This window comes from Rossellomorea sp. NRS-1567, assembly GCF_050467885.1.
In the GTDB taxonomy this organism is placed as follows: Bacteria; Bacillota; Bacilli; order Bacillales; family Bacillaceae_B; genus Rossellomorea; species Rossellomorea aquimaris_C.
The window spans coordinates 149,648-171,822 of sequence record NZ_JBITPL010000030.1; the positions used below are offsets into that span (position 1 = coordinate 149,648).

28 protein-coding genes are annotated in these 22,175 nt (G+C 39.5%); 6 read left to right on the forward strand and 22 right to left on the reverse strand.

The genetic code is table 11. From position 1 onward, the window contains the following. Window positions 1–2 precede the first annotated feature (2 nt). Window positions 3–440, reverse strand: a complete 438-nt coding sequence (locus ACIFOD_RS21160) for a peptidylprolyl isomerase (RefSeq protein WP_397551272.1) — start codon at window positions 438–440, stop codon at window positions 3–5. Between the two features lie 242 nt (window positions 441–682). Here ACIFOD_RS21160 and ACIFOD_RS21165 point away from each other — a divergent pair, with 242 nt between their 5' ends. Next, entirely contained in the window at window positions 683–979 is a 297-nt protein-coding gene (locus ACIFOD_RS21165) for a phage holin family protein (RefSeq protein WP_148968893.1), read from the forward strand. A gap of 73 nt (window positions 980–1,052) precedes the next feature. Here the strand turns inward: ACIFOD_RS21165 and ACIFOD_RS21170 are convergent, their stop codons facing one another. From ACIFOD_RS21170 to ACIFOD_RS21180, 3 genes are all read right to left on the reverse strand, one after another. Then, window positions 1,053–1,574, reverse strand: coding sequence for a type 1 glutamine amidotransferase domain-containing protein (locus tag ACIFOD_RS21170; RefSeq protein WP_430316146.1), 522 nt, complete (start codon window positions 1,572–1,574; stop codon window positions 1,053–1,055). Window positions 1,575–1,643: 69 nt separating this feature from the next. Then, on the reverse strand, window positions 1,644–1,784 hold the full coding sequence (locus ACIFOD_RS21175) for a hypothetical protein (protein WP_428974351.1): 141 nt from the start codon (window positions 1,782–1,784) through the stop codon (window positions 1,644–1,646). A gap of 88 nt (window positions 1,785–1,872) precedes the next feature. Continuing rightward, a complete protein-coding gene (locus ACIFOD_RS21180; protein ID WP_430316147.1) occupies window positions 1,873–2,754 on the reverse strand; it encodes an NAD(P)-dependent oxidoreductase in 882 nt (293 codons plus the stop codon). A gap of 173 nt (window positions 2,755–2,927) precedes the next feature. On the opposite strand from ACIFOD_RS21180, the gene ACIFOD_RS21185 reads away from it, so the two are divergent. Further along, window positions 2,928–3,188 (forward strand): hypothetical protein, encoded by a 261-nt coding sequence (locus ACIFOD_RS21185; protein ID WP_113967931.1) that lies wholly within the window; start codon window positions 2,928–2,930, stop codon window positions 3,186–3,188. Window positions 3,189–3,229: 41 nt separating this feature from the next. Here the strand turns inward: ACIFOD_RS21185 and ACIFOD_RS21190 are convergent, their stop codons facing one another. From ACIFOD_RS21190 to ACIFOD_RS21210, 5 genes are all read right to left on the reverse strand, one after another. Continuing rightward, a complete protein-coding gene (locus ACIFOD_RS21190) occupies window positions 3,230–3,619 on the reverse strand; it encodes a YidH family protein (protein WP_430316148.1) in 390 nt (129 codons plus the stop codon). A 65-nt stretch (window positions 3,620–3,684) separates the two neighbouring features. After that, window positions 3,685–4,809, reverse strand: a complete 1,125-nt coding sequence (locus ACIFOD_RS21195) for an MBL fold metallo-hydrolase (protein WP_430316149.1) — start codon at window positions 4,807–4,809, stop codon at window positions 3,685–3,687. Between the two features lie 128 nt (window positions 4,810–4,937). Next, window positions 4,938–5,234 carry a rhodanese-like domain-containing protein gene (locus ACIFOD_RS21200; protein ID WP_430316150.1) on the reverse strand — a complete coding sequence of 99 codons (297 nt, stop codon included), beginning with the start codon at window positions 5,232–5,234 and terminating at the stop codon, window positions 4,938–4,940. 37 nt (window positions 5,235–5,271) lie between these two features. After that, entirely contained in the window at window positions 5,272–5,634 is a 363-nt protein-coding gene (locus ACIFOD_RS21205; protein WP_430316151.1) for a rhodanese-like domain-containing protein, read from the reverse strand. A 141-nt stretch (window positions 5,635–5,775) separates the two neighbouring features. Beyond that, complete coding sequence (locus ACIFOD_RS21210; protein WP_430316152.1) at window positions 5,776–6,144, reverse strand: hypothetical protein; 369 nt, start codon at window positions 6,142–6,144, stop codon at window positions 5,776–5,778. A 269-nt stretch (window positions 6,145–6,413) separates the two neighbouring features. Here ACIFOD_RS21210 and ACIFOD_RS21215 point away from each other — a divergent pair, with 269 nt between their 5' ends. Both ACIFOD_RS21215 and ACIFOD_RS21220 read left to right on the forward strand, forming a co-directional pair. Next, entirely contained in the window at window positions 6,414–7,100 is a 687-nt protein-coding gene (locus tag ACIFOD_RS21215; protein ID WP_430316153.1) for a response regulator transcription factor, read from the forward strand. Next, window positions 7,097–8,506, forward strand: a complete 1,410-nt coding sequence (locus ACIFOD_RS21220; RefSeq protein WP_430316154.1) for a sensor histidine kinase — start codon at window positions 7,097–7,099, stop codon at window positions 8,504–8,506. The genes ACIFOD_RS21215 and ACIFOD_RS21220 overlap by 4 nt, the downstream gene beginning before the upstream one ends. 48 nt (window positions 8,507–8,554) lie before the next feature. Here ACIFOD_RS21220 and ACIFOD_RS21225 read toward each other — a convergent pair whose 3' ends face one another. From ACIFOD_RS21225 to ACIFOD_RS21280, 12 genes are all read right to left on the reverse strand, one after another. Further along, window positions 8,555–9,475 (reverse strand): DUF1002 domain-containing protein, encoded by a 921-nt coding sequence (locus ACIFOD_RS21225; protein ID WP_430316155.1) that lies wholly within the window; start codon window positions 9,473–9,475, stop codon window positions 8,555–8,557. Between the two features lie 266 nt (window positions 9,476–9,741). Then, window positions 9,742–10,518 (reverse strand): sulfite exporter TauE/SafE family protein, encoded by a 777-nt coding sequence (locus ACIFOD_RS21230; RefSeq protein ID WP_397551259.1) that lies wholly within the window; start codon window positions 10,516–10,518, stop codon window positions 9,742–9,744. An 84-nt stretch (window positions 10,519–10,602) separates the two neighbouring features. Then, on the reverse strand, window positions 10,603–11,730 hold the full coding sequence (locus ACIFOD_RS21235) for an MBL fold metallo-hydrolase (protein WP_430316156.1): 1,128 nt from the start codon (window positions 11,728–11,730) through the stop codon (window positions 10,603–10,605). Window positions 11,731–11,761: 31 nt separating this feature from the next. Beyond that, on the reverse strand, window positions 11,762–12,334 hold the full coding sequence (locus tag ACIFOD_RS21240; protein WP_430316157.1) for a sulfurtransferase TusA family protein: 573 nt from the start codon (window positions 12,332–12,334) through the stop codon (window positions 11,762–11,764). A gap of 48 nt (window positions 12,335–12,382) precedes the next feature. Next, entirely contained in the window at window positions 12,383–12,862 is a 480-nt protein-coding gene (locus ACIFOD_RS21245; protein ID WP_397551256.1) for a DsrE/DsrF/DrsH-like family protein, read from the reverse strand. A gap of 48 nt (window positions 12,863–12,910) precedes the next feature. After that, window positions 12,911–13,138, reverse strand: coding sequence for a sulfurtransferase TusA family protein (locus ACIFOD_RS21250; RefSeq protein ID WP_149156042.1), 228 nt, complete (start codon window positions 13,136–13,138; stop codon window positions 12,911–12,913). Between the two features lie 84 nt (window positions 13,139–13,222). Further along, window positions 13,223–13,483 carry a metal-sensitive transcriptional regulator gene (locus ACIFOD_RS21255; RefSeq protein WP_428974361.1) on the reverse strand — a complete coding sequence of 87 codons (261 nt, stop codon included), beginning with the start codon at window positions 13,481–13,483 and terminating at the stop codon, window positions 13,223–13,225. A 596-nt stretch (window positions 13,484–14,079) separates the two neighbouring features. Then, a complete protein-coding gene (locus ACIFOD_RS21260; RefSeq protein ID WP_430316158.1) occupies window positions 14,080–15,333 on the reverse strand; it encodes a M24 family metallopeptidase in 1,254 nt (417 codons plus the stop codon). 132 nt (window positions 15,334–15,465) lie between these two features. Continuing rightward, window positions 15,466–16,425 (reverse strand): ArsA family ATPase, encoded by a 960-nt coding sequence (locus ACIFOD_RS21265; RefSeq protein WP_430316159.1) that lies wholly within the window; start codon window positions 16,423–16,425, stop codon window positions 15,466–15,468. A gap of 23 nt (window positions 16,426–16,448) precedes the next feature. After that, entirely contained in the window at window positions 16,449–16,706 is a 258-nt protein-coding gene (locus tag ACIFOD_RS21270) for a cory-CC-star protein (RefSeq protein WP_430316210.1), read from the reverse strand. 137 nt (window positions 16,707–16,843) lie between these two features. Next, on the reverse strand, window positions 16,844–18,583 hold the full coding sequence (locus ACIFOD_RS21275) for a carbon starvation CstA family protein (protein ID WP_113967944.1): 1,740 nt from the start codon (window positions 18,581–18,583) through the stop codon (window positions 16,844–16,846). Window positions 18,584–18,755: 172 nt separating this feature from the next. Then, on the reverse strand, window positions 18,756–19,160 hold the full coding sequence (locus tag ACIFOD_RS21280) for a sporulation protein (protein ID WP_113967945.1): 405 nt from the start codon (window positions 19,158–19,160) through the stop codon (window positions 18,756–18,758). A gap of 129 nt (window positions 19,161–19,289) precedes the next feature. Between ACIFOD_RS21280 and ACIFOD_RS21285 the strand changes: the two genes are divergently transcribed. Next, entirely contained in the window at window positions 19,290–19,619 is a 330-nt protein-coding gene (locus tag ACIFOD_RS21285; protein ID WP_397551250.1) for a YckD family protein, read from the forward strand. A 59-nt stretch (window positions 19,620–19,678) separates the two neighbouring features. Here the strand turns inward: ACIFOD_RS21285 and ltaE are convergent, their stop codons facing one another. Further along, a complete protein-coding gene (gene ltaE / locus ACIFOD_RS21290; RefSeq protein ID WP_430316160.1) occupies window positions 19,679–20,698 on the reverse strand; it encodes a low-specificity L-threonine aldolase in 1,020 nt (339 codons plus the stop codon). A 220-nt stretch (window positions 20,699–20,918) separates the two neighbouring features. Here ltaE and ACIFOD_RS21295 point away from each other — a divergent pair, with 220 nt between their 5' ends. After that, window positions 20,919–22,175 carry a helix-turn-helix domain-containing protein gene (locus tag ACIFOD_RS21295; protein WP_430316161.1) on the forward strand — a complete coding sequence of 419 codons (1,257 nt, stop codon included), beginning with the start codon at window positions 20,919–20,921 and terminating at the stop codon, window positions 22,173–22,175.

Sequence of the window (22,175 nt, forward strand, 5' to 3'; positions counted from 1 at the left end):
CATTACGCGTCGTATACTTCCATTTTCTCCATAACGTCGCCGTTTCTCATTGATTTCGCGATGTCGATTCCTGAAGTCACTTTTCCGAAGACGGTATGAACGCCGTTAAGGTGAGGCTGTGGCTCATGAACGATGAAGAACTGACTTCCTCCAGTATCTTTACCAGCGTGGGCCATGGATAATGAACCTTCTTCATGTTTATGTGGATTTCCTTCTGTTTCACATTTGATTGTATAACCAGGACCACCCATACCATTACCATCAGGGCATCCGCCTTGGCTTACGAAACCAGGGATGACACGGTGGAAGCTTAAACCGTTGTAGAAACCTTCATTTGCTAATTTTTCGAAATTTGCCACTGTTCCAGGTGCTTCATTTGGAAATAGGTCAAATTCGATTTTTTCACCTGTTTGAAATTGTATGTATCCTTTTTTCGCCATTATAAACAGCTCCTTTTTATATTAGGTCAATCAATATAATATCATTGAACAATTACTATGTCACTTTATAGGTCAGTTTTCTTTTGGAAACATTTCAATGAAAGTACCACTTCATTTATTTTCACCGCTTGTGCTTGCTGTTTTCACTTTCCCCTAAATCTTCGGGTACAGGTTGTCATGAAACATCATCCTGTTCGAATAAGCTTTAATAGAAGTCATTTTTCTTTTAGGGAGTGAAACATATGATCGAAAATTTATTAAGTGGCATTTCAATCGATCCCCAAGTCACTGTACTCGTTCCAGTGCTATGGGTTTTAGGGTATGCATTGAAGCGGACTCCTCACATTCCGGATTGGTTGATTATTTGGATCTTGTTACTCGCAGGGGTTGCTGCCAGCGGCTGGACTTTGGGGTTTGATTTCAATGGTATTGCCAATGGATTCATCGCAACGGGTGCAGCGATTACGACCCATCAATCTGTGAAACAGACGTTTTTCGCACGGGTGAATGATCGAAATAAAAGAGAAAAAAAGAAATAGGGACGAAAAAGGACTGGTCCACATGAAACTAAAATTACAGTTTCTCATGTCGCCAGTCCTTTTAATTGTGCATTTATTTTGCTAATACTTCAATGAATTCCCTCATATAGTCTGGTAAATCGGGTGGTCTGCGGCTTGAAACAATATGACCATCTGTGACGACAGATTCATTTACCCAGGTTGCCCCCGCATTTTCCATGTCATCTTTTATTCCCGGTGTGCTGGTGACTTTTACACCTTGAAGAATTTTGGCTGAAATCAAAACCCAACCTGCATGACAGATTTGACCGATCGGCTTCTTACTCTTATCCATGGTTTGAACCATAGAAATCACATCTTCATAGCGGCGCAACTTATCAGGTGACCATCCACCCGGTACGAGGATGGCATCATAGTCTTCCGGATTGATATCTTTAAACGCGTATTCTGAAACAATCGGAACCCCGTATTTCCCGATGTATTCTTGATTTGCATTTTCACCGACAATATGTACAATTGCTCCTTCTTCACGCAAACGTAATACAGGATACCACAGTTCAAGATCTTCAAAATCTGCACTTACTAATTGAATGACTTTTTTTCCCGTTAACTTCAACAGGACCCCTCCTCACTTATCTTCACTATCATTGTCTAATTTACGTTTAGATATTGCAAACATTAGACCTTAATTATACGGACTATACTTCTTAATTGCTTGAATGATCGTTTTCGTTTGGAAATAGGATACAAGGAAGGCAACTACGGTCATGATAGAACCAAACGTGTATATAAGTGTCGAAAATTGCTTAAACGTATTTTTTTTCAAAAGAATCACCATACCTTCAAATTAGTAACAACACCCTCCTATCATTCCCAATTAATAGTGAAGTATGATATACAGGCAGCAGTCGCTGTTATGTCTCCAATAATTTTATAAGAGCTTGAGTGCCGCTGTTTTCTTCACCATTCTGAGCCAATTCTTCATATAATGAGAGGGCCAGCTCTAACCCCGGTGTATTGATTCCCATCTCCCTGGATGATTCCAGGGCAATCTTAAGATCTTTGATAAAGTGCTTTACATAAAAACCGGGAGCATAGTCCTCATTAATCATTCGCGGAACCAGATTACTAAGGGACCAGCTGCCTGCCGCTCCCGAGGTGATACTCTTAAGCACATTATCTGGATTCAAGCCTGATTTCTTTGCATAAAGAAGGGCTTCACTTACTCCCATCATGTTAGAAGCAATCGTGATTTGGTTACACATCTTCGTGTGCTGTCCCGCTCCTGCCTTTCCTTGATACACAACATTTGAACCCAGAAGGTCTAAAAGGGGCTTTGCCGTTTCGAATGATTCCTCGTCTCCTCCTACCATGATTGAAAGCCTAGCTTCTTTGGCTCCGATATCTCCACCTGAAACAGGGGCATCTAATGTCGATATTCCTTTATCCTTGCCCACTTCAAAGATTCTCTCTGCTAATTTTGGAGATGAAGTGGTCATATCAATGGCAAGTGAGTCACGTGTTAAATGATGAAGAATTCCATTTTCACCGAGGTATATTTCTTCTACATCTGTTGGATATCCTACGATCGTAATGACTGCATCCGAAATTTCAGCCACTTTCCTTGGTGTGTCTGCCCATTTTGCACCTCTATGTATAAGCTTCGATGCTTTCTCTTTCGTACGATTGTATACGACCACCTGGTAACCTGTCTCGAGCAGATGACCAGCCATGCTTTGTCCCATTACACCTGTTCCAATAAATCCAATGACACTTTGTTTGGTAATATCCTTCATTGATTACTTCCTCCCTTTGCTTTACATCTATTATGTATATTTTTAACTAGAATTCTATAATTGTCCACTCCTGTAATTATTTGAATCAATCACTAATGTTTAAATTCATGTATGCCGGGAAAATAAAGAACATACTATACAAACTATATATTCCCTGAAGGAGGAAGAAGAAAATGAGAGTAAATAAAACCTTACTTGTTGGTGCAACGGTTACGGCCGGTTCATTAGGATGGATCTTATCATCGAAGGAGAAGCGTAATCAGCTGCACAATGTTAAAGAAGGATTGGTAACGAAATTCAAAAAGAGAAGAAAAGAAGATTTACCTGTTGAAAAAGGCGGAAATCCAGACCCTGGAAATATTGAAGACAATTCCATGGTGAGTGAAGGAGCCATGACTTCGGTTCAATATTACAATGAAAAAAAACAAGATTAATAAAGCTGAACGAGTGGGTTAAACCCCCTCGTTCAGCTTTTTCAATTCAGGATAAAAAAATATACGGTTACAAAAATAAGGACAATGGTTGCTACAATCGCCATCATCTTGATGAAGGCATCTGCAGATACAAATGTTTGTGTGTTTATATGCCTCCTCGTCCGGTAGTAGTTAACGGTCGATCCAATAATGATAACTAACCCGATAATGATCGATACAGCACTTATGGAGACGGCGATTCGATCTTGGACGGCATCTCCTTGAAGCGAGTTATAATGCAAGCTTGTTGTGAGGAAACCAATCCCGATAATTGCAATCGCTGTACGAATCCAAGCCAGGAATGTTCGTTCGTTTGCTAGGTGCTGCTGAATATATTTTGATTCATTTGTTCCGTTCATGCATGTCCACTTCCCTGATTCTTCCATATACATGCAATCATCCTTATTGAGGATGATTGCATGATTTAACTATGCTCTTTTCAAACCACCATTTTATTTTATCGCACCGCACATCGGTTTGGGCCAGTTTCCATTTCACGTTGTTCCTCTTCTTCCGGATGCATTTTACCCATGTTGGTTTCACGAATTTTTTCATAGCTATTTGGTTGAGGAGGAAGATTTTCCGTAACTGTTCTTCGGAATTCCTGCTCATCTTCTATGTTTAATCCATGATTTTCTCTATATAGAGCTTTTAGAGGATGAGACACCGATCCATCTTCATTCATCTCATCGATTGTCATAAAGTGGGCAGGTAAGACAATCAATTCATCCGCAAGATCTTTATACCTCTTATACAAAGTTTTCCTTAAGTCCCCTACCCAGTCTTCTGCTTTACCAGCTAAATCAGGTCTGCCTATTGAATCAATAAACAAAATATCGCCTGTTAACAAGTAGTGATCGGCCACAATAAAGGAAGTGCTCCCAATCGTATGTCCAGGAGAGTATACAGCTTTAATGGTCGTATCACCCACATTAATGACCGTGTCATCATTTAATTCTTTATATTCGTATTGAACGTCCTCTGCATCTTTAGGAGGCAAATAATAAGGAGAATTGTATTCATTACTTAAAGACCGTCCGCCTGAGATATGATCTGCATGCAGATGCGAATCAAGAACTGCTTTCACCGATACTTCATGGTCTTGAATAAATTTCTTATAAGGTTTCAAAATTCGGCTGGTGTCAACAAAAGCTACTTCTCCATTTGAAACGATAGCATAAGATAGACAACCTTTCCCGATACGGACAAATTGATAGAGTGAACCACCTGAAACATCCCCAATTTTTACAGGCTCTAAATATTCACTCCAAGCCTGCATGCCTCCATTTACGGAATAAATGTTGTCCATTCCTGCTTCTACCAGCATTTCTGCCGTTTTCGTGGAAGAATTTCCTTTTGCACATATTACGTAAATGGCTTCATCACGTGGTAAAGTGGACTGAACAGATCCAAGATTGTCCTTCAGTTCGGAAAAGGGCTTATTTATTATTTTTACGTTCTTCCCTTCTACCTTCCAATCATCGAAGTCATCCTGTGGACGAACGTCCAGAATAAACATGCTGTCTCCATTGAGTATCTTTTTCGTTAGTTCCTTTGCCGTCAATTCTTTTACATTTGTCATATGATGAATTCCTCCCTCTTACTATTTTCATCCCATCGTATATAAATTATCCTATATTCCACCTTTTAAACCTACAGGGGTATTTAAATTAATTTTTTTCCAATAATGAAAATCGAAGAAAGAATGATTTAATCTACTTTACCTTCCCATGCGAGCATTCCGCCGTCCATATTTGTTACATTGAATCCTTGATAGTCGAGAAACTTTACAGCTTGACTGCTTCTGCCGCCGGATTGACAAACCACGATGTACTCTTTCTTCTTGTCTAATTCATTCATTCGAAATTCCAGAAGGCCCAATGGAAGGTGGATACTTGTTGGAATTCTCCCACTTCTTACCTCAGCTGCTTCGCGAACATCAATAATATTTAATGTTTCTCCAGCTGTTAATCGTTCATTTACCCTACTTGCTGAAATTATTCTCATTAATATTCCCTCTCCCTCAAAGTTTATAGCCACTCTATTATTTGGACCAAGAATTCATTCCACCCTTAACATTAGTAACCGTTGTGAACCCTTGCTTTTTAAGTACTTTACAGGCACTGGCACTTCTCATTCCACTTTGACAAATCACAATGATTTCTTTATCCTTCGATAATTTGTGAGCGTGTTGTTGTAAAGACTGTAATGGCATATTCTTAAAGTGTCTGATGTGATTTTGTCTGAATTCTCCCGGCGTACGAACATCAATGAATTGCTTGTCAGTGTTACCAAACAATGATTTTAATTCATTCGTTGAAATTTGTTTGATATTTTTCCCTGGTTTCTTCATCATCACATAAAGATAAATTAGTATAGCTAGAACAATCACTCCAATAAATTCCAAAATATCACCTCATCTGTTTGAATTAATCTGATTCCAAAGCATTTACTTTATAGTTTTATAATATACCCTACTAGGTATATAGTCAAGTGCTGTATATATCCATAGAAAAACCGACTCTGTCCATAGAGTCGGTTTGATATATTATAGATAATAATAGTAGCGTTTATGTGGGCCCTTAAATGGGCTATTTACAATCTGTCCTCCAAGAAAGCCTAATCCAAGACCAATTAAACCTGCACCGATTGGATTAATACCATACCCGTATCCTCCTGCCGGCCCAAATGGTGGTGGACCGTAACCGGGCTGTGGAAATCCTGGCGGCGGAAAACCTTGGGGTCCCACAGTACTACCATAAGGTCCTTGATTATAATAACCTGGTCCTCCACCGAATCCCCCTCCTTGACCCTGGTTACCTTCCCATGGTACATAGCCTTGATACACGCCTGGAGGATTGCCGCCATATCCAGTCCCAAGGTTTGGAAATCCGGATCCGGAATTAAATAGGCTCATCAAATTCTTTCTGTATATGGTTCTCCTCTCATACATCTTCGTCACTCCTCTTTATTAGCCTATTAAGAAATGGGAAAAAGGGAAGGGCAAATGTCCCTGTTTGGGAAAAGTAGTGAGCCATGAACGGATTTCCGTTTCCGACCCCTGCCGTAATTCATGCTAAAATGGAAAAAGCTACTACGGTAAATGTTTCTTATATCATAAAAAATTCACTAATTTCGTCTATAATAAAACTTATGCCATTGCAGTATGGATAGGAGTGGTTTACGTTGAAAAAATGGAATGTCCTGATTGTGGATGATGAGCCGGAAATGAGGCAGCTGATCAAACTGTATTTAAATAGAGATCAGTATTTCTGCTTAGATGCAGAGAATGGACTCGCTGCCCTTGATCAGCTGAATAAAACACATGTGGATATCATGGTTGTGGATATCATGATGCCATTCATGGATGGTTATCAATTACTAAAAGAGGTTCGGGAAACAAGCCAGGTCCCCTTCCTCTTCCTTTCGGCAAAGGGAGATGATTTAGACAAGGTGAAAGGACTTAGGCTCGGAAGTGACGACTATATGGTTAAACCATTTAATGCTGAGGAACTTGTTGCACGAATCGAAACGATCCTGAGAAGATCCTACGGAACTCAATCGTCCCAACATTCAATGATTGAACGATATGGACCGGTGTCATTTAATTTGGCATCAAGGACGATTTCAGTTGGTGAACTTTCACCTCGCTTAACCTTAAAAGAATATGAACTATTCTTGTTCCTGGCCCGTAATCAAGGAAGAGTGTATAAGCGAGATCAGCTTCTCGATCAAGTATGGGGAAGTGATTATGAAGGAAGCGATCGTACAGTGGACACCCATATTAAAACATTACGGCTGAAATTGAAGAACCATGGACCTTTGATCGAAACCGTGTGGGGCCTTGGCTATAAGTTCGAGGGATCCGTTTGAAAAATTCCAATCTGACTCTCAATAAAAAAGTCTCTCTTCTATTATTAAGCAGCTTATTTTTAACCATTGTCTTTTCATTTCTATTTATTCATTTTCTCTATAAGGATCTATATATTGGGACCGTTAAGGAGTCACTGCTTTATCAAGGACAGAGAACAGCTGATCACTATCACTATGGTGACGTAAGCGGGAGTGTGAGGGATAAAATCCTTTGGTATAATGTGATCTCCCCTTACGAAGTGTCTGTTGTGGAGAAACTTGAAGACTTAACCAAAAGCTTTCCATATCGTATTGACCCAAATCCTCTCATCAATAATGATGACAAAAGAGAATTGGCTAAAGGTAATCCGGTAATGAAAGAAGGATATGTAGCAGAATTTAATCGGAATGTGATTGGAGCTATCTTTCCTCTTATGAACGAAGAAAGATTAATGGGGTATTTATTCATTTACATCCCCTTGGCTGAAATGACGGAAGTGTTTAGTAAAGGGATTCCGATATTGGTACTCACAGGTGTCATGTTTTATTTTGTATTGTTCTTGATCATTCAATCTTCTTTAGGATCATTATTTAAACCTGTTAGGGAAATGCAACAATTTTCAAATAAAGTGGCTAAAGGTGATTTTTCAGACAGGCTCAATGTGAACTCGAGAGATGAAATGGCAGAACTTGCCCTGACATTTAATAGTATGGTCGATTCTCTTCAGCATCAAGAGGAACGGAAACGTCAGTTTCTTTCGAATGTTGCCCACGAATTAAGGACTCCCCTTACCTATATTGGTGGATATGCAAAGGCACTGACCGACAAGGTTCAAACGAACCCTGAAGAAATGGAAGAAAGCCTGCACCTAATTCAAAAAGAATCGATACGGATGCAGAAATTAATTACAGAGCTACTTGAATTGAATAAATTGGAGGATAGCTCTTTTTCTTTAGATATTGAACCGATTGTACTCTCTCAGTTAATTATGGATTCTTTAACACTTATCCGCCCTCATGCAAAAAATAAAAAAATGGATGTCCAACATGATTTAAATGAAGAATCCATTATTAATGGGGATCCCAACCGGGTCATGCAAGTATTCTATAATATTTTGGATAATGCCTTGAAATATTCTCCTGAAGAGAGTCGCATTCTCATTCAATCGTACGAAGAAGGTGGAATGGCTGTTGTAAAAATAAGGGATACCGGTATTGGCATTCCTGCAGGTTCCTTATCCCGTATCGGAGAAAGATTTTACCGCTCGGATTTGTCGAGAACAAGAAATACAGGAGGATATGGCCTCGGTTTATCCATCGCCAAAGAAATCATGAATAAACACGATGGTTCTTTGTCTATAGATAGTGAAGAAGGCAAAGGAACAACGGTCTATCTAAGGTTTCCTTTACTTGAAATAAAAGACTGAGTCAATTGCAGACTCAGTCTTTTTTTATTATGAATACAAAATAGTCCATTACCCAAATAGATTTTTAATGGATTTAAAGAAATCAGCGATGGCATTTAATAAGCCAGTAAAGAAGTCAGACACTTTTTGCCCGAATCCTTCATCTTTGACAATCTCCTTAATCGTGGTTTGGATGTCATTCGTCAGGTCATCTAATTGTTGTTGAACATTATCAAAGTTAATATCCAGTGACCTCATTTTTTCAAACAAATCGACTAATAACTGGCGATCCTCCGGGCTTAGCTCGATGTTCAGAGTTTGAAGCTTCTCTTCAACGATTTGTTCCACTTCTTCTTTCGTAGCGGGATCTTGTTCGGCTATTTCCTTCTTTATTTCGGTTAACAGGTTGCTGACTTCTTCCTTATCAATCCCAGCTTCTTTGGCAAGTTCTGTTGCCACGGTTAATTCCTCGTTGGCAACCTCCATACGAACCGTATCAAGCTTCTCTCCACTAACATCATACGCTTTATAAATTCCGACTAATGCAGAATGACCACTTACCTTTACAGGAGAGGCCACATCTACTACTGCGTTCTCGACGCCTGCAGTTAATAAAGCATTGGAATACATAGAATTCGTCACTTCCGTAATATTTTCCGGTGTCACAATATTAACCTTCAGACCCTCGCCTTTCTCTTTGCGAGTAATCATGGCGGAGGAAAACATACGGGCATTACGGTTTTCACCTTCAATATACTTCACAAGGTCTTCGCCTGTTGCCGTGAACTCTTCCACTTCGGTTCCGTCTTCAATTCCTAATTGATCTTGAACCTCTTTCTTTTGTTCGCCGGTAAGGGTTTCTCCATATACAACGATAGGCAGGCCGAATTTTTCATTGATGCTTTTTTTATCATTATCTGCAGCAGATGCTGGCTGAATGAGGCCCACCATTAGTGATAATAGTAAGGCAATGGTAATCAATTTCTTCATAAATCATTCTCCCTTTTTCATGATGGATAGGTAATAGAGCTATTCCACTCTTCCATTGTACTAGTCTCATTAAGTATGTTCATCCATCTAGAGTCTTATTTCTTTCTGTTGATTAGACGTACAATGCCAGAGGAAAGTTACAATGACTTTTTTGTGCACTACTATAACAGACACGAAGCTACAACACAAAAAAGCTTAGTTCTGTTCACTAGAAATCCTCTATAGGGTAGAAGATACTAGGTGAATCAGAACTAAGCTTTAAATGTTTAAAGTATATCGAGCCAGATTTTAATCGCTGTAGCCAGGATTAAAACGGCTAGTATCATTTGAAGAACCTTTGTATTCATTTTCTTGCCTGCCATAGCGCCCAGTGGAGATGCAATTAAACTAGCTACGACCATAATCATAGCTGGTAGATATTCCACTTGACCTGTCGATATCTTTCCGATTGTTGATCCGATTGAAGAAATCAACGTGATGGCAAGGGATGAAGCGATCGTCATTCTTGTCGGAATCTTAAGGACCACCAGCATAATCGGAACTAATAGGAAAGCTCCTGCCGCTCCAACGATACCTGCTCCAATCCCGACGATCAAGGCAAGTATCGCCGCTAACCACTTATTAAATGTAACGTCCTCGAGTTTTATATCATCAATGCCTTTTTTGGGAATAAACATCATGATAGCGGCAATTAATGCAAGAATTCCATACACAATATTAATTCCAGCCTCACTCATGAATTTCGAACCATACCCGCCAATGAAGCTACCAATTAAAATACTTACACCCATGTAAGTGATGAGGGTTTTATTAAGATAGCCTCCTTTACGGTAAGCCCAGACCCCACCCAGTGTGGCAAAGAAGACTTGAACTGCGCTAATACCTGAAACCTCGTGAGCAGTGAATGTTGCTACTCCAAGCAATGGTGGAATATAAAGGAGCATGGGATATTTAATGATACTACCGCCGATCCCTACCATTCCTGATATATACGAGCCGACAAATCCAATTAGAAAGATAGTCATGATAAATGCCAAATCCATCGTGTTGTTCCTCCTCTTCTAATAAAACGGGAACCTCTCTGACAGGTTCCCATTTTGATTATTTCTTTAGATTAGTACGCTTGATTATCGAACGGCACAACGGTTTGGTCCAATTTCCATCTCACGCTGTTTCTCTTCATCTGGAGTTACTTTACCCATGTTCGTTTCACGAATTTCCTGATACGCGTTTGGTTGAGGTGGAAGGTTTTCAGATACCAGCTTTCTGAATTCTTCTTCACTCTCGATATTTAAACCGTGGTTTTTTGCAAATAATGTTCCCAGCTTTTCACCTACGGAGCCATCTTCATTTAATTCATCAATAATCATAAAGTGAGCCGGTAAAACGGTAAGCTCCATAGAAAGGTCTTTATACCGTTTGTAAAGACTTTCTCTAAGGTCAGCTACCCAATCTTCCGCTTTCCCGGCAAGATCCGGACGTCCGATACTGTCCACAAATAGAATGTCGCCAGATAGTAAATACTTTTCATCAATCACAAATGAAGTGGAACCGATTGTATGCCCCGGTGAGTAAAGAGCTGTGATATCAATCGTTGTATTTCCAATCACGACTTTATTCCCGTCTTCGAGTGCAGCATATTCAAAGGTAACTTCTTCAGCATCTTTAGGAGGTAACCAATAGGTAGCATTTGTTGCTTCTGCAATGTTACGTCCTCCAGAAATATGATCGGCATGCAAGTGAGTATCAAATACATTTGTAATCGTTGCACCTTTTTCTTTTGCAAAGTCGATAAAGATATCAGTCATACGAGTAGCATCGACGATCGCTGCTTCACCATTTGACACGACCATATAGGATAGACAACCTTTTCCTAAACGTACAAATTGATAAAGCTCTCCGCCTTTTGTTAATTCACCCACTTTAACAGGCTCCAAATGTTCGCTCCAAGCTTTCATTCCGCCTTCAAGGTAAGAAACGTCCATCCCTTCATCTGAAAGCATTTCCGCTACCATAATAGAAGAACCTTCTTTCGCACATACAACAAGAATGTCTTTATCCTTAGGAAGTTTATCCATTATTTCTTCTACACCATCTAAAAGATCGAAGTATGGGATGTTCAGGTATTCAAATTTTTCACCTTCAATTTTCCAATCTTCAAAGGCATCTGCATTACGAACATCTAAAATGAATAAACCTTCTCTGTTCATGACTTTTTGAGCTACTTCTTTTGAATTCATTGGTTTGACTGACATAATTTAACCTCCCAGTATTAGTGTTTATACTTTACTTCACGTTCGATTCAACGTCTCCAGTCCAATCGCTCATGCCTGGAACTACATTGATAACATTAGTAAATCCTTTTTCAGCTAATAATTGCGCCGCCATGTCGCTTCTGCTTCCTGTACGGCAAACTACATAAATGTCCTTGTCTTTATTCAATTCGTCTGCACGTGTTTCAAGCTCTCCAAATGGCATCGAGATCGAGCCTGGAATATGTTTGAATGCATATTCGGCTTTTTCACGGACATCCAGAACAACGACATTTTCATCGCCTAATTTTCCGGCCAATGTATCATTATCCGTTACTGATTCATGTTTACGCTCTACAGCCTCTTCACCACTTGATTTGCGGACAAAGTGCTTCAGAACATCTCCTTCTTCAATGGTTCCGAGATAATCATGGCCAGAACTTTTTGCCCAAGCTTGAAGATCCGCCTTAGAACCCTTGTCTGTTGCTTGGATCTCAATCACTTGTCCTGCTTCCAGGTTATTCATGGCCTTTTTTGTTTTTACGATCGGCATTGGACAAGCTAATCCCTTTGCATCTAATACGAAGTTTGTTTCAATCGTGTTCATTTATAAAACCTCCAATTACCTCATAGGGTATATTTTATTTCAAAAAAATTAGATGAATAAGTTCACGTTACCATTTTCAGCATCCGCTAAATACGCAGCTACTCCTGCATACTCGATTTCTTCTAATAATTCATCTTTGTGTAAACCTAATAAATCCATTGTCATGGTACACGCAACCAGATTGATTTCTTGTTCCCTTGCCATGTCAATTAAATCAGGTAAAGGCATAGCATTATGCTTCTTCATAACACCTTTGATCATTTTAGGACCCATGCCCATGAAATTCATGTTGGATAATCCCAGCTTATCTGCGCCACGAGGCATCATACGCCCAAACATTTTCTCCATAAATCCTTTTTTCACAGGTACCATTTCTTCTTTTCTTAAAGCATTCAATCCCCAGAATGTATGGAAAATGGTTACGTCATGATCATACGCTGCCGCACCGTTCGCAATGATATATGCCGCCATCGCTTTATCATAATCTCCACTAAAGAGAATAATATTGGTTGTTTTTCTTTCTGACATTGTATCTCCTCCTAATTACTGTAAGGGGTATTGATCCCCTTAAAAAAATTATCCTTTTTTAATCCAGAATGTAAATACATCATTTTCTTCATTTGAATCGAGCAATTCATGTCCTGTAGATTTAGCCCAGGCTGTTAAGTCACTTTTAGCACCTTTATCCGTTGTTTGAACCTCTAAAATTTGACCAGCTTCAATTTCTTTTATTGCCTTTCGAGTTTTTACAATGGGCATCGGGCAGGCTAATCCTTTAGCATCTAGTACTTTATCTGCGTTCATTTATAATTCCTCCTAAGAATGATTGTTTTTAAAATACCTATAAGGGTATATTATATGATATAAAAAAAGATGTCAACTTCTTTTTTATCGACTCTTCACTAATAAATTCACTGCTTCTTTTACAAGGTCTTCTGTATTTTCACCCGTCTCTTGTGAATCCCTTACGCATTCTACAAGATTCATACTGACAATTAAGCCTACGGAACGGTCCAGAGCTGTTTTTGCTGCGGAAAGTTGAGTGATAACGTCTTTACAATCTTCCCCTTGCTCCATCATTCTTACGATTCCACGGAGCTGCCCTTCAACACGTTTAATTCGATTCTTAACTTGTGAATTGTATTCCATAAAGACACCTCCTGTTGGCTTGTTGTTTCCTGCTACAATTACAATAATATACCCCATTAGGTATAAAGTCAAGAGAATATCACCATTTTTTTTTTGAGCTCTTTTCGTGAAAATGATGACTCGCTGCTTCATTTAGTTCCCTCCACTGATTATGCTCTTGTATAACAAATGTAAATGATTCTTTTTAATGTGTCATAATGCGAAAATATGGACCGTTCCTTTTCGCTCCAGGCACTTCCTTTCCGCGGGGAGGAAGTCGAGCCTCCTCGGGCTATGCCCTGTGGGGTCTCGACCTTTCCTCTATATCCCGCAGGAGTTAAGTGCCTTCCGCTACAATCCACTCTGTGCTGATACATCCTAACTGCCAATAATTATAGATACACAAATACAAATAAGCTCCTAATGTATATTGTTGAACATTTGTTTCAAAAACAAACTATCTACAAAAAAGTAAATGAAAATTTTGATAATAAATCGGTGAATCATTGTACTATCTTTCAAATGAATCTAACAATGATGTAAAGAGTGCAGTAGTTTGTAGAGTTTTTTGCAGAAAAAAAATGAGTACAAGTCCCTTCATTGTACTCATTCTTTCATTATATTAAATAGAAGCCCATTTGCCTTTTCGCCATATATTTCAATTGATTCTGTATGAAGGCAACGGGCTCTTCCAGATAAATTGGGACAATCTGATTCCATTCTGGAACGTATTGCTTGATGTTGAACTCCAAGGCATAGCATGTATTTGCTGTTAGAGGCAGATCCCCTTTTATGGGGATGTCCCTTTGTTGATCATATAATCCCATTAAGGCCCCTGCTTCATGACAGTGATATCCGATGGGGTGAGAATAAAGCATTGCCTCTATCTCCTCACCTCTTGCCTTGTTCATTGCCCGTTGAAATACTTCATTACCTGTTCTTCCCACCTTCATTTCTTCTGTAATGATATCTTCAAATCTTAGAGCTGTTTGTAATGCGGATTGAAGTCCTTCAGGAGCTTCTTCCTCGCCTGGATAGAGAACGTATGCGAGTTGCTGGGTGTCTGTCGCTAAACCGAGATAACGAATACCAAAATCCAAATGTACAATATCTCCACATCGAATGATTTCCCCTTCTAATCGTTCCATCGCTGCCCCTTTTCTTTGTAAATCCACCGTAGGGTAAAATGACGTTTCCATTCCTAAATCCAATACGCATTGCCTTGTCCAATCAACTACATCTTCAGTCGTTGTGATACCAGGATGGATCACCGCTCCGGATAAAGCTTCTGCCGCTATTTTCCTCGCAAGTTCCCCTATTGAAGGGTAGGCTGTGAGTTCCTTCGATGACCTTATCGACAGCCAATCAACAATGATGTGTTGGGCAGACACAAATTTATGTGAGTACTCATCGAGAAGTATGCTTAAATGTTGGTAAAACGAATGACTTAAACCATCACTTGCAGCAAACGTTGGGGAATAGTTCAAGGCAATGGTATCAGGGCAATGAACTTCTACAAGTCGTTTAAGGCACTCCCATTGATCACAGTCTTCAGGCTTCCAGACCCGTTCATAAAATGGCTCAAAGTTAGGATTAGGGTGCAGTACCCACCTTTTCAATTGTTGATCTCCGTCAAGATAAAACACTAGAATCGTCAATCTCCCGGAACCATCTATTGATGCCGGATAGAGACTTTTCAAAACAGGATCTTCATTATACTCTCTGCCCGCAATAATCCACATATCAAGATTATGCTTTTTCATTAAGGAAGGTAAAAGGGTATTAAGTCGATGAAACAACCATCGGTTCTGTGTTTCTTCTCTTTTCTTCAACGGAAGAATTCCCGGTAAATGTTCCTTATCTCCACTCATGGGTATCACTCCCTCATTTCATTGATTTCATTACATTTTCGACAAAAAATGATTTTTCCCTCCTGAAAAATAAAAATGACCATTAGATAAAATACCCCCAATGGTCAGCAAGTTCCTATGTATACTCTTAAATTAGATGGTTCTTTCACTACTAATTACTTCTCTCTGTAGATAGTCGACAAACTCTTCGAGATGACGGGGTGAACAGATATCTTCTTCTAATAGAGGAATTCGATATAACGTCTGGTTTGTGAATTTCTCCTTCATGAGCTTTAGGTATAACTTTTCCTGGTCCCTCCTTTTTTGCAGGAACTCTCCATCTGCCTGATTCGGGAGGATCTTATTTATGATCAGTCCCCCAATATTCAATCCGTGCTTAGACATCAATTCAATGGCTTTTTCCGTTTCCAGTATCGGGAGCCTTTCAGGAACGAGGACAAAGATAAATCCTGTTCTTTTTTGATCCAGTAGGATCCCCCGTACTCTTGAAAACTTTTCACGACGCTTTTGCAGGACATCATAAATGGGGTCCTCTACCGGCTCTCCATCATTTAATAGCTGTGAATAGTTCTTGTTTGTTTTCTTCCGCCTTTCAAGCATCCCGTCCATCCAGACTCCCATGAGTTCAGGAAGAGATAAAAGTCGGATCGTGTGGCCTGTAGGTGCTGTGTCAAAAATGATCTTATCGAACTCATTTCCTTCCTCGAGAATGATGGAAACCATCCGGTCAAATAATGCTGCTTCTTCTGCCCCTGGTGCCGAAGCAGCCATATCGATTTGACGGTGAACCTCATTCACCATCTTTGATTTAACCATTCCCTTTAAATTTCGTTTCACTCCGTTAATGTAATCCTTTGTTTCAATCTCCGGATTAATTTCTATCCCCCATAGATTTTTGAGTAGGGGAGTTTTCTCCCCCTTGATTTCCTGGTGAAAAATATCACCCAGGTTATGCGCGGGGTCTGTTGAGATGATTAGCGTCTTCTCTCCCATATTCGCAAACATTACGGCTAAAGCAGAAGCAGATGTGGATTTCCCAACACCTCCCTTACCTCCTACAAAAAGAATTGACTGTTGTTGTAATTCGTTCATGTATATATCCCCCTCCCCATACTTCAACAACATCTGATTCCATCTAAGGGGGAGTGCTCCATTCCCATTCTTAAATGCCAATCGTGAAATTTCTCTATTATATATGGATAATGTTCCAATGTGTAATAAAAAACGGGATTCGGCAGGCCAAGCATATCCGAATAGAGCAATAATAAGAATAAATCATCCTCATCTCTCAATTCCCTGGCGATTTCCGTTTTGTGAGGAAGGCGAATCATTTCATCGTATAGCTGTATGATTCTTTTGAACTTTTCTTTCATAGACGATTCCACTCATGTTCCCCTCCTTATAGTTGTTTCTGTGATGTGGCGTGATAATTTCGATAACCGTGTTCCTGCTTCAAAAATAAGTAGAAAAAGGGGACTAATAGCCCAGGTCCCCCTTATCTATCTCCCGACTAAGCAGAGAACTGTGAAGGATCATCTCCCTTTTTAGATAGGGAAGATGCCGCAGTTATTAAAATCCATAAGGTGAAAATAAGAATGATACTTCCAAAGATAAAGAGCAGCATATTCCCTTCTGATTCACCGACACCTGACCATTCAAACACGACTTGGTTAATCATAGCCCATAAGGTCATGAACATAAGGAATACCATTGGGATTAAGGTAGCGATATAATTCCTGCCTTGGCGCTTTAGCCAGATGGTAATCAGAAGTAAACTGATTCCCGCAAGCAATTGATTCGATGTACCAAAAAGCGGCCATAGAAGGTATCCACCCGACCCGAATCCTTTAGGTCCTTGAGGCAATAAAGTTAAGGCCGCACTTGAAACTACGGCAATCGTCGTTGCAACATGAGCATTTGTTAAAGGATTTACGTTGTACTCTTCTCCCAACTCGGCAATGATATATCGCATCAGTCGTACAGAAGAGTCCAATGTTGTTGCAGCGAAGCTCACAATGATCACTGAAACAATCGTAGCTGCGATATCAGCAGGAATTCCTACACCTGTTGCAAGTTGTCCGGCTCCTTGGATGAAGACACCCAGCCCTGCTCCACTTGCTGCAGCAAAACCGCTGTATGTCGCTTGGAATTCTTCCACATTCGGAAAAAATGTAATACATGCAATGATTGCGATCAATGCAAGCGCTCCTTCACCAACAGCACCTAAATATCCTACAAAGCGTGCATCTGTTTCTTTATCCAACTGTTTGGACGATGTGCCCGATGAAACCAACCCGTGGAATCCGGAAATGGCACCGCAAGCAATCGTGATAAATAGTAACGGGAACCAGGATACATCTGCTGCTCCGTTTGTCATTGGAGCGGTAATTTCAGGATTTGTAAATAGAAGACCAAGATAAAGCAATCCTAAACCAACAATTAGTTGATGGGAGTTGATATAATCACGTGGCTGTAATAGCTTCCAGACAGGTAGAGTTGAAGCTATGTACACATAAATCATCAGAATGACGATCCACACCAAGAAAGCCATGCTTGTTGAACTCAAGCCAAACAATGATGTGGCTTCTTGTCCTCCAAAATAACGAACTAAATCAATTTGCAAAAATTCAACCCGACTGGCAATGACAGCTGATGCATACATGACTGCCAGTGCAACGATTGAAGGTATTAACATGCTGCCATTCCGTTTGTAAACTGAATATCCAATCCATATCGCTAGCGGGATCTGAATGAAAACTGATACGACACTTGCAGGGAATGTAATAAAAAGATTTGCGATAACCCATGCAAATACTGCATTAACCATTAATACAAGAATTAATATAATAAACAGAAATAGTACTTTTGCTCTTTTTCCAATTAACTTATTGGCTAATGAACCGACGGATTGTCCCTTATTTCGAACTGAAAGAACCAAAGTTCCAAAATCATGCACCCCGGCTGCAAATACTGTCCCTAAAATGACCCACAGAAATGCAGGAAGCCATCCCCAGTACACGGCGATTGCCGGTCCTACAATCGGAGCCGCCCCCGCTACTGAAGTAAAATGGTGACCCCACAGAACAAACTTATTCGTTGGGACGAAATCGACACCATCTTTGTATTGGTGTGCCGGTGTCACATAATTCGGATCCAGACGGTACACCCGCTCAGCAATAAGCTTAGAATAATATTTATACCCAAACAAAAAGACAAGCCCTCCTATTACCGCTAACCATATTCCACTCATCAAATTCCTCCTTCATCTTTTAATGTGCATACATTTAAATATCTGAATTTTTAGAATGTATACGCTTACTACATTTTACATTGGGTTTTTATGGTTTTCAATGAGAACATTTACTCTTATTGGTCTTATAAGCCAAATAAAAAGACAGATTCTAATAGAATCTGCCCTATAGTTAAACGACGTATATGCTATCCTCATCTGTCGGATCTACCGCTTGGGGTATGTCTACTGTCGTTCTTAGTATGGTTTTGTTAGCATCCGTTGTTTTGGGATGATCTGAAGATGTAGGAAAAGTGAAAGAGATCCTCTTTTCTTCACCCGCACCTATTGTACCGATCTTATCAAGGACAATCGTATCTAAATCTTTTTCATGATAGGAAAAGTCACTATCTTTTTTATCCTCCTCATATTTCTCAAGAAGCAATAAATGAATTTCATTAATAGGCTGATCGGCCATGCCGCCGATCAAAACGACTTCCCCTTCAATTGAATCTCCGGGAGAAATTTTAGTTTTGTGCACGATTGTATCTACTTTAACATGTCCTATCCCGATACTGGACAAAAACTGTTTAAACATATTTCAGCCACCTTTCCTATACCTAATTGTCTTTACCCTAACATGTACCCCTCTTATTCATCTATTCCTACATATTCTGCGAGTTTTCGGCAAAGAATATGAGAGAAACATTGGAAAGGAGTGAATAAAATGAAAAAAATGGTTGTATCTATCTTAGCAGTATTCTTGATTAGCCTGAGTGTCGGTACATTTGCAGCAGCAGAAGGTGAACCACAAACACCTAAGGTAAACCTTACTGAAGAACAAAAATCGGAGCTTGCCAAATTGCATGAACAAATGTATTCAACAAAAAAAGAACTTGTGAAGAAATATGTAGAATATGGCGTCTTCTCAAAAGAACAGGGAGACAACGTACTTAAAATGATGGAAGCTAAGTATCAAAAACTGAAAGAAAATGACTACATGATGAGATGGCATCCCCATCCACACCATGGAAAAAAACTAGATCACAAAGAGTAAGCGGAAGGGCTATTTTTGGCCCTTCCCTCCTCAAATGACCAGAAAATACCCTCCCGTAATTAAGAAAGGCTCCTTAAGATTCCAGACACTTTGTTTATATCTTCCATTGAAACATCATAATGAGTGGTAAAACGTACAAGAGTAGGTCCAAAGGTCACTGCCAGTATCCCCTTTTCTTTTAACTCATCAATAAATTGCTCTGATGTGATCCCTCTTCCCTTTACATCTGCAACGACAATATTCGTATCAACATGATTGATTATTTCAATACCCTTACAGGCTTGAAGGGTTTCCTTTAGTACTATCGCTTTCTCATGATCCTCCACTAATCGTTCTCTCATCGTCTTTAATGCAACCAATCCAGGAGCTGCAATCATTCCTACCTGTCTTAAGCCACCCCCTAACCGTTTTCTCCACTTTCGGGCACGATCAATAAATCTACGATCACCTGCGATAATAGACCCTATAGGGGCACCCAACCCTTTGGATAAGCAAATTTGCACAGTATCACAATGGTCAGTGAACTCCCTGATATCTCTCCCACTGGCATATACTGCATTAAAGAGCCGTGCTCCATCCATGTGCACGGGAATTGAATGTTTTTTCGCAAGTGTATAGATCGCCTTCATATTCTCTGGAGACACAATGGCTCCACCTGCCCGATTATGTGTATTCTCCAAACAAATGAGTCCTGTTTCTGGAAAATGCTGATCTTCAGTTCGTATAGCTGCTTCTACTTCAATCGGATCCATCTCACCATTTATCCCATGGATCGTACGTGTTTGAACACCTGCCAATGCGGCAACCGCTCCTGATTCATAATAGAAAATATGGGAATTCGCTTCTAATAGAATTTCATTCCCTGGACGTGTGTGTGTTAAAACAGCAATTTGGTTACCTTGAGTACCACTTGTTACAAATAGCGCCGCTTCTTTACCAAGTAAGGTGGCCGCTTCCCTCTCAAGCTTTATGACTGTAGGATCTTCTCCATACACATCATCCCCTACTTCAGCCTCGAACGCAGCCTTACGCATTTCTTCCGTTGGTTTTGTTACTGTATCACTTCTTAAATCAATCAAAATGAAATACCTCCTCTTAAAACTTTCACTAGTGTCATTATATCAAAGTAAGGCGTTTGATGAATCAAGGTTCAGATGAATAAAAGACCATACAAAATACCCAGAAAAAATATAATTATAGGAATATTCAAAACATTTCTCTTTTTAATATGTTACTATTTTAATAATCAATTACCTAAAATAGAAGAGCCATTAAAGCCAGTTAGAGGAGAAGGATCATATGACAATCGGTTCTAAAATCCGCTTTCACAGACTTAAACGAAATTTAACACAAGAAGATTTATCAAAAGGGATTATTTCCGTATCATACCTTTCCAAACTGGAAAACAATCAAGTTACTCCGTCAAATGACATCATTAATTTACTCTGTGGCCGATTAGGTGTAAATAGTCTGCTTGATACGACTGCCCATTTGAACAAACTACTTCAGAATTGGAACCATGCCCTACTGTGGAATAAAACAGAGGAAGCTAAGTCGATCAATGTGGACGTTAAGAAGGACCTGGAACAGACGGATGATCTCATTCCACATTTATTCTATAAAATCCTTTGCTTCCGTGTTCAATTAATTCAAGGGAACCTTCAGAATGCGTTGGAACACATGAAACAAATCCAATCCAATTATAAAGAACTGACCGATACGCTGAAATTCTATTATCACAAATACAAAGGGAACTATTATTATTTGATTGAAGAGTACGATAAAGCCAAAGGAGAACTGAAAGAAGCTGAAACCTGCTATGTAGTTGGAAATGTGATTAATGAAGAAGAAAGAGCAGATCTATATTATTTATTCAGCCTGGTCTTGACCCGTTTAAGCATGTACCGATTAGCAATCTTTTACGGGGAGAAGTCTCTCTCCATTTTCCAGGGCGTCTACTACCAGAAAAGATGCGCCGAGGTGCATTTGATTCTAGGAATTTGCTATAGGCGTATACGTTATAGCGAAGAAGCGATAAAGCATTATGATTGGGCCAATTTCATTTCTCAATCCATAGACTATACGTCGTTAAATTCAAAGGTAGAGCAAAACTTAGGATATTTAAAATCATTTATGAACAAGAGCGAGGAAGCTATTCAGCATTATTTGCGAAGTATTGAATTGAAAGGCTCAGACGAAGAAGGAAAGCTGTACTCTATTCTCTCTTTGGTTAAGGAATATTATAAAAAGAACCAATTTTCCGAAGTGCGTTTCTGGTTACCTAAAGGATTACATCTTTGCTCTAAAGAAAAGTTCCCGGATAAATTCTATCAATTATCTTATTATCAGTTTGCTTTAAATGATTTTCCACAAGGTTTTGAAGCTTTTATGAAGGAGTATGCACTGCCCTTCTTTAAAAAGAGCGGATCCCATCTATTATACGCTGAATATTCTAAATTCCTTGGCCAATATTACCAGGGGGTTAGAAAATATAAATATGCAGCATTTCATCTAAATGAAGCCAATCTCATTTATGAAGAAATGTTAACTTTATAG

What these genes read in the sequence shown, in the direction of transcription:
- ACIFOD_RS21195 (WP_430316149.1), bottom strand. Translation starts at nt 4,809, where the DNA reads ATGACAAATGTAAAAGAATTGACGGCAAAGGAACTAACGAAAAAGATA.
- ACIFOD_RS21180 (WP_430316147.1), bottom strand. Translation starts at nt 2,754, where the DNA reads ATGAAGGATATTACCAAACAAAGTGTCATTGGATTTATTGGAACAGGT.
- ACIFOD_RS21280 (WP_113967945.1), bottom strand. Translation starts at nt 19,160, where the DNA reads ATGTTTAAACAGTTTTTGTCCAGTATCGGGATAGGACATGTTAAAGTA.
- ACIFOD_RS21225 (WP_430316155.1), bottom strand. Translation starts at nt 9,475, where the DNA reads ATGAAGAAATTGATTACCATTGCCTTACTATTATCACTAATGGTGGGC.
- ACIFOD_RS21210 (WP_430316152.1), bottom strand. Translation starts at nt 6,144, where the DNA reads ATGAGCCTATTTAATTCCGGATCCGGATTTCCAAACCTTGGGACTGGA.
- ACIFOD_RS21270 (WP_430316210.1), bottom strand. Translation starts at nt 16,706, where the DNA reads ATGAAAGAAAAGTTCAAAAGAATCATACAGCTATACGATGAAATGATT.
- ACIFOD_RS21235 (WP_430316156.1), bottom strand. Translation starts at nt 11,730, where the DNA reads ATGTCAGTCAAACCAATGAATTCAAAAGAAGTAGCTCAAAAAGTCATG.
- ACIFOD_RS21160 (WP_397551272.1), bottom strand. Translation starts at nt 440, where the DNA reads ATGGCGAAAAAAGGATACATACAATTTCAAACAGGTGAAAAAATCGAA.
- ACIFOD_RS21245 (WP_397551256.1), bottom strand. Translation starts at nt 12,862, where the DNA reads ATGTCAGAAAGAAAAACAACCAATATTATTCTCTTTAGTGGAGATTAT.
- ACIFOD_RS21185 (WP_113967931.1), top strand. Translation starts at nt 2,928, where the DNA reads ATGAGAGTAAATAAAACCTTACTTGTTGGTGCAACGGTTACGGCCGGT.
- ACIFOD_RS21255 (WP_428974361.1), bottom strand. Translation starts at nt 13,483, where the DNA reads ATGGAATACAATTCACAAGTTAAGAATCGAATTAAACGTGTTGAAGGG.
- ACIFOD_RS21295 (WP_430316161.1), top strand. Translation starts at nt 20,919, where the DNA reads ATGACAATCGGTTCTAAAATCCGCTTTCACAGACTTAAACGAAATTTA.
- ACIFOD_RS21265 (WP_430316159.1), bottom strand. Translation starts at nt 16,425, where the DNA reads ATGAACGAATTACAACAACAGTCAATTCTTTTTGTAGGAGGTAAGGGA.
- ACIFOD_RS21165 (WP_148968893.1), top strand. Translation starts at nt 683, where the DNA reads ATGATCGAAAATTTATTAAGTGGCATTTCAATCGATCCCCAAGTCACT.
- ACIFOD_RS21250 (WP_149156042.1), bottom strand. Translation starts at nt 13,138, where the DNA reads ATGAACGCAGATAAAGTACTAGATGCTAAAGGATTAGCCTGCCCGATG.
- ACIFOD_RS21275 (WP_113967944.1), bottom strand. Translation starts at nt 18,583, where the DNA reads ATGAGTGGAATATGGTTAGCGGTAATAGGAGGGCTTGTCTTTTTGTTT.
- ACIFOD_RS21230 (WP_397551259.1), bottom strand. Translation starts at nt 10,518, where the DNA reads ATGGATTTGGCATTTATCATGACTATCTTTCTAATTGGATTTGTCGGC.
- ACIFOD_RS21200 (WP_430316150.1), bottom strand. Translation starts at nt 5,234, where the DNA reads ATGAGAATAATTTCAGCAAGTAGGGTAAATGAACGATTAACAGCTGGA.
- ACIFOD_RS21190 (WP_430316148.1), bottom strand. Translation starts at nt 3,619, where the DNA reads ATGTATATGGAAGAATCAGGGAAGTGGACATGCATGAACGGAACAAAT.
- ACIFOD_RS21260 (WP_430316158.1), bottom strand. Translation starts at nt 15,333, where the DNA reads ATGAGTGGAGATAAGGAACATTTACCGGGAATTCTTCCGTTGAAGAAA.
- ACIFOD_RS21285 (WP_397551250.1), top strand. Translation starts at nt 19,290, where the DNA reads ATGAAAAAAATGGTTGTATCTATCTTAGCAGTATTCTTGATTAGCCTG.
- ACIFOD_RS21240 (WP_430316157.1), bottom strand. Translation starts at nt 12,334, where the DNA reads ATGAACACGATTGAAACAAACTTCGTATTAGATGCAAAGGGATTAGCT.